This is a genomic window from Lonsdalea populi, from assembly GCF_015999465.1.
Classification (GTDB): Bacteria; Pseudomonadota; Gammaproteobacteria; order Enterobacterales; family Enterobacteriaceae; genus Lonsdalea; species Lonsdalea populi.
The window spans coordinates 1,569,080-1,582,802 of the sequence record NZ_CP065534.1 but is presented as its reverse complement, the minus strand read 5'-3'; the positions used below and the strand labels follow the sequence as shown (position 1 = coordinate 1,582,802).

Genomic DNA, 13,723 nt, shown 5'->3' with positions numbered 1-13,723 from the left:
GCAGCCGCGGCGCGAGTTTGCCTGATGTCAAAAGCTACTCGTTGCCGTTTTGCAAAGACTCGAGCTCTTCCCAGCGGGCGAAGCTGGTTTCCAGACGTTGCTCCGCCAACGCCAACGCGTCCAGCACCGGCTGCGTTTCCTCATGAGGTCGTGAGAAAAACGACGGATCGTTCATCTGCTCCTGCAAAGAGGTGATTTCAAGCTCAAAGGCTTCCAACTGCTGAGGCAACTGCGCCAGTTCACGCTGTTGGTTGTAGCTGAGCTTAACCGTGGCAGCAGGTTTGGCCGGTCGCGATGCGGCGGGCGCAGACTTGGTTTCGGCCGGTGCAGAAAAAGCCGTCGCGCGCAGCGGCGTCGCGACTGAACGCTGCTGCTGTGCGTCATAATAACCCCCGACGTACTGCCCGATGACGCCGTTGCCTTCGAAAATCCAGCACTCCGTCACCGAGTTGTCAACAAACTGACGGTCATGGCTCACCAACAACGCCGTGCCCTGATAGCTGTCGATCAGCTCTTCGAGCAGTTCCAGCGTTTCTACATCCAGATCGTTAGTCGGTTCATCAAGAATCAGCAGATTGCTGGGCTTCAAGAATAGCCGCGCCAGCAACAGGCGATTTCGCTCTCCGCCGGACAAGGCCTTCACCGGCGTCATCGCCCGTTTAGGATGGAACAGAAAGTCCTGCAAATAGCCGAGCACGTGGCGCGAACGGCCGTTGACCATCACTTCCTGCTTGCCTTCGGCCAGGTTGTCCATCACCGTCCGTTCCGGATCCAGTTCGGCCCTGTGCTGATCGAAATAAGCCACTTCCAGTTTGGTCCCGCAGTGGATGCGGCCACTATCTGCCTTTAACTGGCCCAGCATCAGCTTCAACAGCGTGGTTTTACCGCAGCCGTTAGGCCCGACCAGCGCGATTTTGTCGCCGCGCTGAACCTGAGCAGAGAAGTTGTTCAGCAAAACTTTATCGCCCACCTGATAACTGGCGTTCTCCAGTTCAAAGACGATCTTGCCGGAGCGCGCCGCCTCTTCCACCCGCATTTGGGCCGTACCCATGACTTCACGACGCTGGGTGCGCTCCTGGCGCAAGGCCTTCAACGCCCGTACACGCCCTTCATTACGAGTACGACGCGCCTTGATGCCCTGACGGATCCACACCTCTTCCTGCGCCAGTTTACGGTCGAATTCCGCGTTCTGCAGTTCTTCCACTCGCAGCGCCTCTTCCTTGCCCGCCAGATACTTATCATAGTCGCCCGGCCAGGAAACGAGTTTACCGCGGTCCAAATCAACGATTCGGGTCGCCATATTGCGGATGAAAGAACGGTCATGGGAAATGAAAATGATGCTGCCCTGGAAGGATTTCAGGAACCCTTCCAGCCAGTCGATGGTTTCGATGTCCAGATGGTTGGTCGGTTCGTCCAACAGCAGCACCCGGGGAGCGCTGACCAACGCCCGGCCCAACGCGGCCTTGCGCAGCCAACCGCCGGACAAGGACGACAGCGGTGTGTCCGCCGTCAGACCCAGCTGTTCCAGAACGGCGTTGATGCGGTCCTCCAGTTTCCAGAGTCCCTGATGGTCCAGCACTTCCTGGACTTTCGCCAGTTGATTCAAGTTCCGCTCGCTGGGATCGGTTTCAACCAGACGCAGCGCGGCGTGATACGCCTTCAGATGCTCGGACTGCTCCGCGACGCCTTCGGCCACGAAGTCGAAAACGCTGCCGGCCACGTTGCGCGGCGGATCCTGCTGCAAACGGGAGACTACCAGATCCTGCTCGAAGACCAGACGGCCATCGTCCAGAGGGATATCCTTCGCCAAAATTTTCAATAGCGTGGATTTCCCGGTGCCGTTACGACCCACCAGACAGACGCGCTCGTTGTCTTCGATATGCAGCTCGGTATTGTCCAGCAGCGGCGCATCGCTGAAAGACAGCCAGGCGCCAGATAAACTGATTAATGACATGTAATTACTTTTCCTCTCCGGCGTGCTTCAGCAGCCAGCAGTTGTGAATCTGACGATTACGGGCGAAATCCTGCGATTGGGTGCGAGCAGTAATGTCCTGCGCTTCCAGACCCAGCGCGGCAAGGCCTTCCATATCCATCTGGAATCCCCGTTTATTATTGGAAAACATGATGGTACCGCCGCGTTTCAGCAGACGCTTCAAATCTTTCATCAGCATCAGATGATCACGCTGCACGTCAAACGTAGCCTCCATGCGCTTGGAGTTGGAGAACGTCGGCGGATCGATGAAGATCACGTCGAACTGTTCGTTGGACTGGCCCAACCAACTCAGACAATCCGCCTGAACCAATCGATGCTGACGCCCGGTGAGACCATTGGCGCGCAGGTTCTTCTCCGCCCATTCCAGATAGGTGCGCGACATGTCCACCGTCGTCGTGCTGCGTGCACCGCCGATGCCCGCGTGAACGCTCGCCGTCCCGGTGTAGGCGAACAGGTTGAGGAAATCTTTTCCCTGACTCAGTTCGCCCAGCATTTTGCGGGCGACGCGGTGGTCAAGGAACAAACCGGTATCCAGATAGTCGGTCAGATTGACCCACAGTCGCGCATGGTATTCGTCCACCAGCAGGAACTCGCCTTTCTGAGCCAGCTTCTCATACTGATTTTTCCCTTTTTGACGCTCACGCGTCTTGAGTATCAGTTGATTGGTCGGCACGCCCAGCACGCTCAGCGTGGCATTGATCACGTCGAACAAACGCTGACGGGCTTTCTGTGCATCCACCGTCTTCGGCGGCGCATACTCCTGCACGACCACCCAACTGCCGTAGCGATCAACCGCGACGTTGTATTCCGGTAAGTCGGCGTCGTAGACGCGGTAGCATTCGATGCCCTGCTGTTTAGCCCATTTATCCAGCTTACGCAGGTTCTTCTTCAGTCGGTTAGCAAAATCATCTGCCGGCGGGCTGACGTTTTCCGCGCTGTTCGCCGCCAACGGGTAGTTTTTCTGCACGCAGTCCAGCGGGCCGTTTTTGGCTTTGAACTGGCGGTCCGCGCGCAGCTGTAAACAGCTCAACAGCTCCGGCGAGGCGCTGAACAGAGACAACCGCCAGCCGCCGAACGAGGCTTTCATAATCCGCCCCAGCATATTGTGCAGCGCAATCAGAGCGGGCTCGCTTTCCAGACGCTCGCCGTATGGCGGATTGCTGAGCACCGTCCCGGCAGGGCCTTCCGGCAGCGGATTTTTGAGTTGCACGGCATCGCAGACATCAAAACGGATCAGTTCACTGACGCCGGCGCGGCGGGCATTGGCGCGGGCGATGTCGATCACCCGACGATCGTTATCCGAGCCGAAGAAGCGGGACGCGGTGGCCTGCACGCCGGCGCGGGCGCGCTGCTGAGCGTCGGTGGTCACCTCTTTCCACAGCGCCGGATTGAACTGCTCCCAGGCCAGGAATCCCCAGTGATGGCGATGCAAGCCCGGTGCCCGGTCGGCGGCGATCATGGCCGCTTCGATCAATAACGTCCCGGAGCCACACATCGGATCGACCATTGGCGTACCCTTTTCCCAGCCGGAACGCAGCACGACAGCCGCAGCCAGGTTTTCTTTGAGCGGGGCCTGGCCGGCCAGGTCGCGGTAACCGCGCATATGCAGGCCGTCGCCGCTGAGGTCGATCGCCACGCTGGCCTTCTCACGTTGCAGGAAAACGTTGATGCGAATATCCGGCTGCTGTTTGGCGACGTCGGGACGCTGGCCGGTACGGCGGGTAAAGCTGTCGACGATGGCGTCTTTCACTTTCAATGCACCGTACTGGCTATTGCGGATTTCGTCATTGGTGCCGCTGAAATGGACGGCGAAGGTTTTGTCGACGCTGAAAATCGTCGACCAGTCTACTGCCTGGACCCCCAGATAGAGATCCAAATCACTGTAGACGTTGAATTCGTTGAGCGGAAGCAGAATGCGGGACGCCAGGCGGCTCCACATCAGGCTTTGGTACACCAGGCGATCGTCTCCCTGAAAATGCACGCCCCCCTGCACGACTGCGCAATCCTGGGCGCCCAGCGCCTCAAGTTCGCTTTTTAATAATTCTTCCAAACCACGCGCCGTGCTGGCAAACAGAGAGTTCATAGAGCAGATATCACCGTAAAGAAAATTGAGGCGCATTATAGCTAATCCCCACCGGTTGTCATAATGCACCGCAGCCGATCAACGTCATCCTGGTCTTGGCGAATTGAGGGTCGGCGCGAAACCGCCCTGAGCATAACGATGAAAAATTTGATAGATGACCCCGCCGCATGACGGCCCCCGCGCGCTAAAGTGGTGTGGAGGATGGGCTATTCGTGGGGGAAAATCTCACACCGTGGGAGGCCAAAAGAACCGCGACCAGACACAAAAAACGGACATCAACAGGGCCTGAGCGGCCACCCTTCAATGATCAGGCTAACGGTCATGTCATGAAGATCGACGATCTGGGCAATGTAAAACCGTGTGATAAGTCCTTGGAAATGGGGAAAGAACGTAATGAAGATGGAGGGAGACGGCTGAATAGCAGAGAAGGGAAATGGGCGGTCACGCCAAAAAGCCGGTGCGATATGCCCGCACGGTTGGCGCCGGATCGTTGCTGCGCACCCGTAACCGGCGGATTCAGCCTACGCAGGCGTACTGCGACGAATCGCGGTCGACATCATTAACCGCCGCTGCCGGCAATAGCCGATCGTGCATAATTTTGATCGGATCACCAAGCTGCAGCGTTTTCGCGTTCAGCATCAGTTGGCTTTGCGCCAATAAACACAGGCTGGCTTTCTCGCCCTCTTCCACCACCAGCAGAATCGCGTCTTCATCGCGATCCAGGAGGTGAACGGTGACGATGTCCCCTGTCGTCGGGCGGAAGCCTTCATCTGAATGCGACGCGAAATGCCAGCTTTTAGGCATTAGCGGTTTCATAAAGCGATTCGCCACCAGCGCGTTTAATATCAGTTCGGCTTTTTCAGCCTGAGGGATGGTTATTCTCTGGCACTTTTCCTGATAAGTAAAAAATAGCGCGGCATCATCGACGCAAAATGCGCTTTCCGTGAAAGCATCCGGAGTTAGCATCGACATGGGATAACGGGATCGGAATAACATGCCGTCCGCCAAATCCAACATCAGACGCTGCTGTCCGCTGTCGAAATACCAACGCCAATTATCGTCAGGTTTTAATTTCATCGTAATACCTTCATTCATCCTTTTGCGCTGCCTGCGATATTTACTGCGTCATTAACCCTTGGGGAACTCAAATGCGTTATTTTTATACAGCCCAAAAAATATAGACTAGCCGGGGGCAGAAATAAACCCCCGGCTATGAATGAAAATGAAAAATTTAGATATGAGCGACGATATCTTTAATTAGACCCGGCCCACGGAAAATAAACCCACTGTAAATTTGCACCAGCGTCGCACCCGCCGCCATTTTTTCCCGGGCAGCCATAAGAGAGTCAATTCCTCCGACGCCGATAATGGGTAGACGGCCGTTTAACTCCTGAGATAAACGGCGTATCACTTCGGTGCTGAGCAGCTGTAATGGCCGGCCGCTCAATCCCCCGGTCTGAGCGCTGTGATTCAACCCTTGGATCAATTGACGATCCAGCGTGGTATTCGTTGCAATCACGCCATCAATATTATGTCGTACCAGACTGTCTGCAATTTGGATCAATTCGTCCTCTGAAAGATCCGGCGCTATTTTCACCGCCACAGGAACATATTTTTGATGTTTTTTCTCCATCTCAGCCTGTTTATTTTTTACCGCTTGTAACAAATCATCCAGGGCTTCGCCATACTGAAGGGTTCGTAATCCTGGCGTATTCGGCGAAGAAATATTAATGGCAATATAACCGGCATGGGCATATGTCTTCTCCATGCAGACCAGATAGTCGTCCTTTCCATTCTCGACCGGCGTATCTTTATTCTTGCCGATATTAATGCCCAATATGCCGCCGAAATAGGATTTTTTAACGTTCTCCACCAGATTATCCACCCCAAGATTATTAAATCCCATGCGGTTAATTAATCCTTCGGCTTCAACTAAACGAAATAAGCGTGGCTTATCATTTCCCGGCTGAGGACGCGGCGTCACGGTCCCGACTTCAATGAAGCCAAATCCCATGGCCCCCAGTGCATCCACGCATTCGCCGTCTTTATCCAGTCCGGCCGCAAGCCCCAGCGGATTTTTAAACGACAACCCCATGCAAGTCACGGGCTTGGTGGGAACAGACTGACGGACAAGAAATTCTAACGGGGTATGGCTGATACGACGCAACTGCTGAAAGGTAAACTCATGCGCTCGCTCTGGGTCGAGCTGGAATAACGCTTTACGAATAAGGGGGTACATAGACTCTCCTGGATTCCCGGTTGCAGACCGGGGCAGTATTATCGGCCATCCGTTCCGGAAAGGGAATTGACCTGTGACAAAAAGGCCTCACCTGTCACGACGAGAGGGCCGTGGCGGGGACGATGTTATGCACTTTCAGTCTTTCGATTACACAATTAATCATTTGATGGAATAAGTCGGCGTCTGCCAGACTGACCGCATGTTGCCCAATAGTAAGAGTTGCTAACAATACGTTAGAAGGAGTGCATATGCGCGTTATCACTTTAGCAGGAAGTCCTCGCTACCCATCACGTTCCACCGCGCTTCTGCAGCATGCGAGCAAGTGGCTGACGGCCAAGGGTGTGGAAATCTTACCCTGGCATCTACACAATTTTTCCCCGGAAGATCTCCTCAATGCCCGTTTCGACAGTCCGGCCTTGCAAACGCTCAACGAGCAGATGTCCACAGCCGATGGCGTGATCATCGCCACCCCGATTTACAAGGCTTCGTTTACCGGCGGTCTGAAAGCCCTGCTGGATGTCCTTCCTGAGCGGGCTCTGGCGCATAAGGCCGTACTGCCGATCGCCACCGGCGGATCGCTCGCGCACATGCTCGCGGTCGACTACAGCCTGCTGCCGGTACTCAATGCGCTGAAGGCACAGGAGATCCTCCAAAGCGTGTTCGCCGACGACAGCCAGATCCGCGATTACGACCGCACGCCAGCATTCTCCAGTGCGCTGCAAGAGCGGCTGCAGGAAGCGTTAGTGAACCTTTTCCAGGCGCTGCTGAAACGTCAGCGCTATTCCCTCCTGCAACACAGCGCATAGGATTTCCGCATGTTTACATGGTTGAAACGACAATTGCCCTGGCTGATGGCCGGCACGCTGGGGCTGGCTTCCATCACTTTCGCGGCGGAGAGTCCGCCGCAGTTGCGCATCGGTTACCAAAAAGGTTCGGTTAGTCTCTTGCTCACGAAAACGCATCAGCTGCTGGAAAATCGTTTTCCTGATACCGCCATTCGCTGGATTGAGTTTCCGGCCGGACCGCAAATGTTGGAAGCGCTGAACGTCGGCAGCATCGATATCGGCAGCACCGGCGATACGCCTCCGATATTCGCTCAGGCCGCCGGCGCAGACCTGCTCTATATCGGCGTCGAACCCCCGAAGCCCAAGGCTGAAGTCATTTTGGTCGCCGCCGACAGTCCGGTCAAAGGCGTCGCAGATCTGAAAGGCAAAAAAGTGGCGTTCCAGAAGGGATCCAGTTCGCACAATCTGGTGCTGCGTGCGCTTCAACGGGCGGGGCTATCGTTCAGCGATATCCAGCCTGCCTACCTGACCCCAGCCGACGCTCGCGCCGCATTTCAACAGGGAAATGTGGATGCCTGGGCCATCTGGGATCCCTACTATTCCGCCGCCCTGCTACAAGGCGACGTTCGCGTGTTGGCCGACGGCAGCCATCTGAATCAGACCGGCGCGTTTTATCTGGCGTCGCGTCCTTACGTAGAGCGCAACGGGGCTTTTATCCGGCAGGTGTTGGACACGCTGACGGAAGCAGAAAAATTTACGGTCAACGAACGTGCGCAGAGCACCAGCCTGCTGGCTGACGCGACAGGGCTTCCACACGCGGTGATCTCCAGCTATCTGGATCATCGTCCGGTGACCGTGATCCGCCCCTTGGATCAACGCGTCATCAGCGCACAGCAGGAAACGGCGGATTTGTTCTATCAAAATCGCCTGATTCCGGTGCCGATCACGATTTCAACCCAGGTCTGGCACGCCCCTTCCAAACAATAAATCGACTGGAGACACGTCATGAGCCTTAACATTTTCTGGTTTCTCCCCACACACGGCGACGGTCACTACCTCGGCAGCGGAGAATCTGCACGACCGGTGGATTATCGCTATCTGCAACAAATCGCACAGGCGACGGATCAACTCGGTTTCGGCGGCGTATTAATCCCGACCGGCCGTTCCTGCGAGGACTCCTGGTTAGTCGCGTCATCGCTCGCCCCCGTGACTCAGCGGCTGCGTTTTCTGGTCGCGCTACGCCCCGGCATCATTTCGCCTACCCTGGCCGCCCGTCAGGCGGCGACGCTGGACCGCCTTTCCAACGGCCGCGCGTTGTTTAATCTGGTGACCGGCGGCGATCCCGACGAGCTGGCCGCCGAAGGCCTGTTCCTTAATCACGAGGAGAGATATGAAGCGTCCGCCGAATTTACCCACGTTTGGCGACGGGTGCTGGAGGGGGAGACCGTGGATTTCGACGGTAAGCATATTCAGGTCAAAGGCGCGCGGCTGATCTTCCCGCCCGTGCAGCAGCCTCGACCGCCGTTGTACTTTGGCGGATCTTCCGATGCCGCTCAGGATCTGGCGGCAGAGCAAGTGGAGCTGTACCTCACCTGGGGAGAACCCCCGGCGCAGGTCAAAGAGAAAATCGAGCAGGTGCGCGCCAAAGCGGCGGCGCAAGGCCGCACGGTGCGTTTCGGCATCCGCCTGCACGTGATTGTGCGGGAAACCACTCGTGAAGCCTGGCAGGCCGCAGACCGACTCATCTCACGGCTGGACGACGCGACCATCGCCAAGGCGCAGCAAGCGCTCGGACGTTACGATTCCGTCGGACAACAACGCATGCTCGCCTTGCACGGCGGTAAACGAGACAAACTCGAGATCAGTCCGAATCTCTGGGCGGGCGTGGGATTGGTGCGCGGCGGCGCAGGGACGGCGCTGGTCGGCGACCCGGAGACGGTCGCGGAGCGCATTCAGGAGTATGCGGACCTCGGCATCGACACCTTTGTTCTGTCCGGCTATCCGCATTTGGAAGAGGCGTACCGCGTGGCGGAGCTGCTGTTCCCCCATCTGGACGTCGCCGTTCCGGATGTGCCCGCCCTACGACCGCTACCGGCGCTGGGCGAAGTGATCGGCAATAGCTATGTACCACTTCAGGCCGCACAAAGCTAAGGAGCGTCCATGAAAACGCTATGGCGACAGACGGCTTACCGACTTACGCCCTGGGCGCTGCCGCTCCTGCTGGTGGTCGTCTGGCAGGTCGCATCGCAAACCGGTTGGCTGTCCACCCGAATTCTGCCCTCACCCGAAGCCATCGTCGCGGCATTTTGGCGGCTGACCGTCAGCGGCGAGCTGTGGCAACATCTGGCGATCAGCACCTGGCGCGCGCTGCTCGGCTTCACTATCGGCGGATCGCTGGGGCTGCTGCTCGGTTTCATTTCCGGGCTTTCCCACACAGGCGAACGTCTATTCGATACCTCCGTGCAGATGCTGCGCAATATCCCGCATCTGGCGCTGATCCCACTGGTGATCCTGTGGTTTGGGATCGAAGAAAGCGCCAAGATCTTTTTAGTCGCACTGGGCACGCTTTTTCCTATTTACCTCAACACCTATCACGGCATCCGTAACCTTGATCGCGGTTTGCTGGAGATGGCGCGCAGCTACGGCCTTTCAGGGTTTAGCCTGTTCCGGCAAGTCGTGCTGCCCGGCGCTCTTCCTTCCATTATGGTGGGCGTTCGGTTCGCGCTGGGGCTGATGTGGCTGACGCTGATCGTGGCGGAAACCATTTCAGCCAATTCGGGGATTGGTTACCTGGCGATGAATGCGCGGGAGTTTCTCCAGACCGATGTCGTCGTGGTCGCCATTATTCTCTATGCCTGCCTAGGCAAACTGGCCGACGTCAGCACCGTCTTGCTGGAGCGCATCTGGCTACGCTGGCATCCCGCCTATCAACCTAAGGAGGAACCTGCATGAATCTTACCTCGCTCTCATCGCCGGCGCGTCTTAACACGGGCATGCCGCTATTAATCAGTGGCGTGAGCAAACGTTACGGCCGACGTACCATCCTGCAGGATCTTCAGTTGCATATCCCCGCGGGTCAGTTTGTCGCCGTCGTTGGCCGCAGCGGCTGCGGCAAAAGCACCCTACTGCGCCTGCTCGCCGGGCTGGAAACCGTTTCGTCCGGGGAACTGCTGGCAGGCCGCGCGCCGTTGAGCCAGTCTCGGGCGGATACACGACTGATGTTTCAGGAAGCTCGCCTGCTTCCCTGGAAAAAAGTGATTGATAATGTGGGACTGGGACTGCGCGGTAAATGGCAATCCGCCGCACAGGATGCGCTGGCTGCCGTAGGACTGGCCTCTCGTGCAAGCGATTGGCCTGCCGCACTTTCCGGCGGACAAAAACAGCGTGTAGCGCTGGCCCGCGCATTGATCCACCGCCCCGGCCTGCTGCTGTTGGATGAACCGCTGGGCGCGCTGGATGCGTTAACGCGTATTGAAATGCAGGGACTGATCGAATCGCTCTGGCTGCAACAGGGATTTACGGTGTTGTTAGTGACCCATGACGTCAGCGAAGCGGTCGCGCTGGCGGACCGCGTTATTTTGATTGAAGAAGGTAGAATCGGTCTGGATATTCTGGTCGACCAACCCCGTCCTCGACGACGGGGCTCAGCGAAGTTGGCCGAGCTGGAAGCCAGCGTGTTGGAACGGATTTTGACGCCCGCAGAACAGAAACAACACGCGTCTTTGACCCAGGCAGCGCTTTAATCTTTGTCATCAGGCGAAAAAACAGCCGATTGCTTTGACAAGCAAGCGGCTGTTTCATGATTGCCGAAACCGATTCGTTCTTCGTGCGCAAAGACGATATATTCTTACCCCGTAACGTTTCGGTTCGTTGAGGCATTGCTTTAGCGCCTCAACATCACTTCAAGCACCCTGCGACGAAATGCCCTCCTGCTCCGTTATGCACCGGTGTGTGGTGCAACGACACCGCAAGCTAAAGGCTGAGGCGGCTCTTGAAGAACGCTTAGGCTTCCAACGCCTTCGTGATCTTCTCGAACAGATCTCCCGACAAATTAGGCAACGCTTTCAGCGTTTCCAGCGCCTTGCGCATCTGTTCCTGACGCGAGCGATCGTAGCGTTTCAAGCGGATCAACGGCTCAATCAAACGGGCGGCGACCTGCGGGTTACGCGTATTGAGATCGACCAGCATTTCCGTCAGGAAGCGGTAGCCGCTGCCGTCAGAGGCGTGGAAGGCCGCGGGGTTGGCCGAGGTAAAGGCGCCGACCAACGACCGCAGACGATTCGGGTTATTCAGGCTGAAAGATCGGTGTTTCAACAGCGCCCGTACACGATCAAGGACGTCGGTTTCTGGACTGGTCGCCTGTAGCGTAAACCATTTATCCATGACCAGACCATCCTGATGCCAACGTTCGTCGAACGCCGTCAGCAGCGCATCGCGGCACGGCAGCAACGCACTCACCGCCGCCGATAACGCCGCCAGAGAATCCGTCATGTTGTCGGCCCGCTCGAACTGACGGCTCACCAGCGTATCCGCCAGCTGTGAGTCGCCGAAGGCCAGATAGTGCAGGCACACATTGCGCAGCGCGCGTTTCCCCATATCGTCCTGATCGACGCGATATGCCGGCGTCTGATTGTCGCGGTACACCGCCAGCAGTTCGTCCGCCATTTCCTGCGCCAGCGTTTGGGTCAACGCATGGCGAACGGTGGATATCGCCTCGGGGTCGATGATATCGAACAGTTCTGCAATTTCATTCTCGCTGGGCAGCGACAGGATCTGCGAGGCCAGCATCGGGTCCAGCGAGTCATCCAGCAAAACACCGCGGAAGGCGTCAACCACATGCAGCGGCAACGATAACGGCTGTTTCTGCTGATAGCGCGCCACGTTCAGACGAATATGACTGGCCAGCAGGCTCTGCGCCGCATCCCAGCGCGAGAATGCGTTGCGGGCGTGACGCATCAGGAAGGTCAGTTGCTCATCGCCCCAGCTGTAATTGACTTTGACCGGCGCGGAAAACTCTCTTAATAGAGAGGGCACCGGCTGACAAGGCACCTGCTCGAACACAAACGTCTGCTCGGGTTCTGTCACGCTTAACACAGAACCCACGGACTGGCCGTTCTGCATCAGCGGGATAGGCTGGCCGTCATTGTCGTACAGTTCGATATCGACCGGGATATGCAGCGGCTGTTTGCGTAATTTGTCATGACCGGCAGGCGTGTGCTGCGTCACCTGCAGGTGATACAGCTTTTTAGCCGCATCGTAGTCGTCCTGAACGGTCAGCACTGGCGTCCCGGACTGGCTATACCAGCGACGGAACTGCGTCAGATCGATACCGGACGCATCTTCCATCGCCTGAACAAAGTCGTCACAGGTTGCGGCGCTGCCGTCATGACGGTCGAAATAGAGCCGCATCCCGGCCTGAAATTTTGCTTCGCCCAGCAGCGTATGCATCATGCGAATGACCTCTGATCCTTTTTCGTAAACCGTCAGGGTATAGAAGTTATTCATCTCAATGACCTGATCCGGACGGATAGGATGCGACATCGGGCTGGCGTCCTCGGCGAACTGCGCGCCGCGCATGACGCGAACATTGTCGATCCGGTTAGCGGGACGCGAACCCCGATCGGAGCTGAACTCCTGATCGCGGAAAACCGTCAGCCCCTCTTTCAGGCTAAGTTGGAACCAGTCGCGGCAGGTGACGCGATTGCCGGTCCAGTTATGAAAATATTCGTGGCCGATCACCGCTTCAATGTTGAGATAATCCTTATCGGTTGCGGTCTCCGCTTTGGCCAGAACGTACTTGGAGTTGAAGACGTTCAGTCCTTTATTTTCCATCGCGCCCATATTGAAGAAGTCGACGGCGACGATCATGTAGATGTCGAGATCGTACTCCAGGCCGAAGCGCGTTTCGTCCCATTTCATCGCATTTTTCAGAGACGTCATTGCCCAGTCGGCTCGATCGAGATTACCGCGATCGACGTACAGTTCAAGCGCCACTTCTTTGCCGCTACACGTGGTGAAGGTATCGCGTAAGACGTCGAAATCGCCTGCCACCAGGGCAAACAGGTAACAAGGTTTCGGGAACGGGTCCTGCCACTCCACCCAGTGACGATTATCTGCAAGTTCACCCTGCGCTATGCGGTTGCCGTTCGACAACAGGTAGGGATAACGATTTTTATCGGCCGTGATTCGGGTGGTGAAACGCGCCAGTACATCGGGACGGTCGAGGTAATAAGTGATGTGGCGGAAACCTTCGGCCTCACATTGAGTGCATAAAGCGTCGCCGGACTGATACAACCCCTCCAGCGCGCTGTTGGCCGCCGGGTTGATTTCCGTTTCGATTTGCAATGCGAATTTCGCCGGCAGCCCGTTAATTTCCAGGCCGTCGGGATGCTGTTGGTATTCCATCCACCGCTGACCGTCCACCAGAATGTCGATCAGGTGCAATCCTTCACCGTCCAACCGCAAAGGTGCGCCGGTTTCGCCCTGCAAAACAACCTGACTGATGGAGACCACGCGCGTTTTGTCCGGGTCCAGATCGAAATTTAATGAGATATCGGTGATGGTATAGTCCGGCGCGCGGTAGTCGTGCCGGTATTTTACTTGGGGTTGCTGGCTCATAAATC

The 13,723-nt window shown here is 56.9% G+C and carries 10 protein-coding genes; 5 read left to right on the top strand and 5 right to left on the bottom strand.

All coding sequences use genetic code 11. The annotated features are described in order from the left end of the window. Window positions 1-34: 34 nt before the first annotated feature. The 4 genes from I6N93_RS06875 to pyrD form a co-directional block, all read right to left on the bottom strand. Window positions 35-1,954, bottom strand: coding sequence for an ABC transporter ATP-binding protein (locus I6N93_RS06875; RefSeq protein WP_085684445.1), 1,920 nt, complete (start codon window positions 1,952-1,954; stop codon window positions 35-37). A gap of 4 nt (window positions 1,955-1,958) precedes the next feature. Next, window positions 1,959-4,076, bottom strand: coding sequence for a bifunctional 23S rRNA (guanine(2069)-N(7))-methyltransferase RlmK/23S rRNA (guanine(2445)-N(2))-methyltransferase RlmL (gene rlmKL / locus I6N93_RS06870; RefSeq protein WP_099017391.1), 2,118 nt, complete (start codon window positions 4,074-4,076; stop codon window positions 1,959-1,961). Window positions 4,077-4,592: 516 nt separating this feature from the next. Further along, window positions 4,593-5,153, bottom strand: a complete 561-nt coding sequence (locus tag I6N93_RS06865; RefSeq protein ID WP_085684521.1) for a cell division protein ZapC — start codon at window positions 5,151-5,153, stop codon at window positions 4,593-4,595. A 154-nt stretch (window positions 5,154-5,307) separates the two neighbouring features. Next, complete coding sequence (gene pyrD / locus I6N93_RS06860; protein WP_085684448.1) at window positions 5,308-6,315, bottom strand: quinone-dependent dihydroorotate dehydrogenase; 1,008 nt, start codon at window positions 6,313-6,315, stop codon at window positions 5,308-5,310. 248 nt (window positions 6,316-6,563) lie between these two features. Between pyrD and ssuE the strand changes: the two genes are divergently transcribed. Genes ssuE through ssuB form a run of 5 tightly spaced genes read left to right on the top strand, consistent with a single transcriptional unit; the run spans window position 6,564 to window position 10,843 of the window. Next, window positions 6,564-7,121 carry an NADPH-dependent FMN reductase gene (gene ssuE / locus I6N93_RS06855; RefSeq protein ID WP_085684450.1) on the top strand — a complete coding sequence of 186 codons (558 nt, stop codon included), beginning with the start codon at window positions 6,564-6,566 and terminating at the stop codon, window positions 7,119-7,121. A gap of 9 nt (window positions 7,122-7,130) precedes the next feature. Further along, window positions 7,131-8,087, top strand: a complete 957-nt coding sequence (locus I6N93_RS06850) for a sulfonate ABC transporter substrate-binding protein (RefSeq protein ID WP_085684452.1) — start codon at window positions 7,131-7,133, stop codon at window positions 8,085-8,087. An 18-nt stretch (window positions 8,088-8,105) separates the two neighbouring features. Further along, window positions 8,106-9,251 (top strand): FMNH2-dependent alkanesulfonate monooxygenase, encoded by a 1,146-nt coding sequence (gene ssuD, locus I6N93_RS06845; RefSeq protein WP_085684454.1) that lies wholly within the window; start codon window positions 8,106-8,108, stop codon window positions 9,249-9,251. Between the two features lie 9 nt (window positions 9,252-9,260). After that, window positions 9,261-10,052 (top strand): aliphatic sulfonate ABC transporter permease SsuC, encoded by a 792-nt coding sequence (gene ssuC / locus I6N93_RS06840; RefSeq protein WP_085684456.1) that lies wholly within the window; start codon window positions 9,261-9,263, stop codon window positions 10,050-10,052. After that, window positions 10,049-10,843: an aliphatic sulfonates ABC transporter ATP-binding protein gene (gene ssuB, locus I6N93_RS06835; protein ID WP_085684457.1), complete on the top strand. Its 795-nt coding sequence runs from the start codon at window positions 10,049-10,051 to the stop codon at window positions 10,841-10,843. Before ssuC ends, ssuB begins: the two co-directional genes overlap by 4 nt. Before the next feature lie 259 nt (window positions 10,844-11,102). On the opposite strand, the gene pepN is transcribed toward ssuB, so the two are convergent. Then, entirely contained in the window at window positions 11,103-13,718 is a 2,616-nt protein-coding gene (pepN, locus tag I6N93_RS06830; RefSeq protein ID WP_085684459.1) for an aminopeptidase N, read from the bottom strand. Between the last annotated feature and the right edge of the window lie 5 nt (window positions 13,719-13,723).

Coding starts and splice junctions, on each gene's coding strand:
- ssuD (WP_085684454.1), top strand. CDS start 8,106: ATGAGCCTTAACATTTTCTGGTTTCTCCCCACACACGGCGACGGTCAC.
- ssuC (WP_085684456.1), top strand. CDS start 9,261: ATGAAAACGCTATGGCGACAGACGGCTTACCGACTTACGCCCTGGGCG.
- pyrD (WP_085684448.1), bottom strand. CDS start 6,315: ATGTACCCCCTTATTCGTAAAGCGTTATTCCAGCTCGACCCAGAGCGA.
- rlmKL (WP_099017391.1), bottom strand. CDS start 4,076: ATGAACTCTCTGTTTGCCAGCACGGCGCGTGGTTTGGAAGAATTATTA.
- ssuE (WP_085684450.1), top strand. CDS start 6,564: ATGCGCGTTATCACTTTAGCAGGAAGTCCTCGCTACCCATCACGTTCC.
- pepN (WP_085684459.1), bottom strand. CDS start 13,718: ATGAGCCAGCAACCCCAAGTAAAATACCGGCACGACTACCGCGCGCCG.
- I6N93_RS06875 (WP_085684445.1), bottom strand. CDS start 1,954: ATGTCATTAATCAGTTTATCTGGCGCCTGGCTGTCTTTCAGCGATGCG.
- I6N93_RS06850 (WP_085684452.1), top strand. CDS start 7,131: ATGTTTACATGGTTGAAACGACAATTGCCCTGGCTGATGGCCGGCACG.
- I6N93_RS06865 (WP_085684521.1), bottom strand. CDS start 5,153: ATGAAATTAAAACCTGACGATAATTGGCGTTGGTATTTCGACAGCGGA.
- ssuB (WP_085684457.1), top strand. CDS start 10,049: ATGAATCTTACCTCGCTCTCATCGCCGGCGCGTCTTAACACGGGCATG.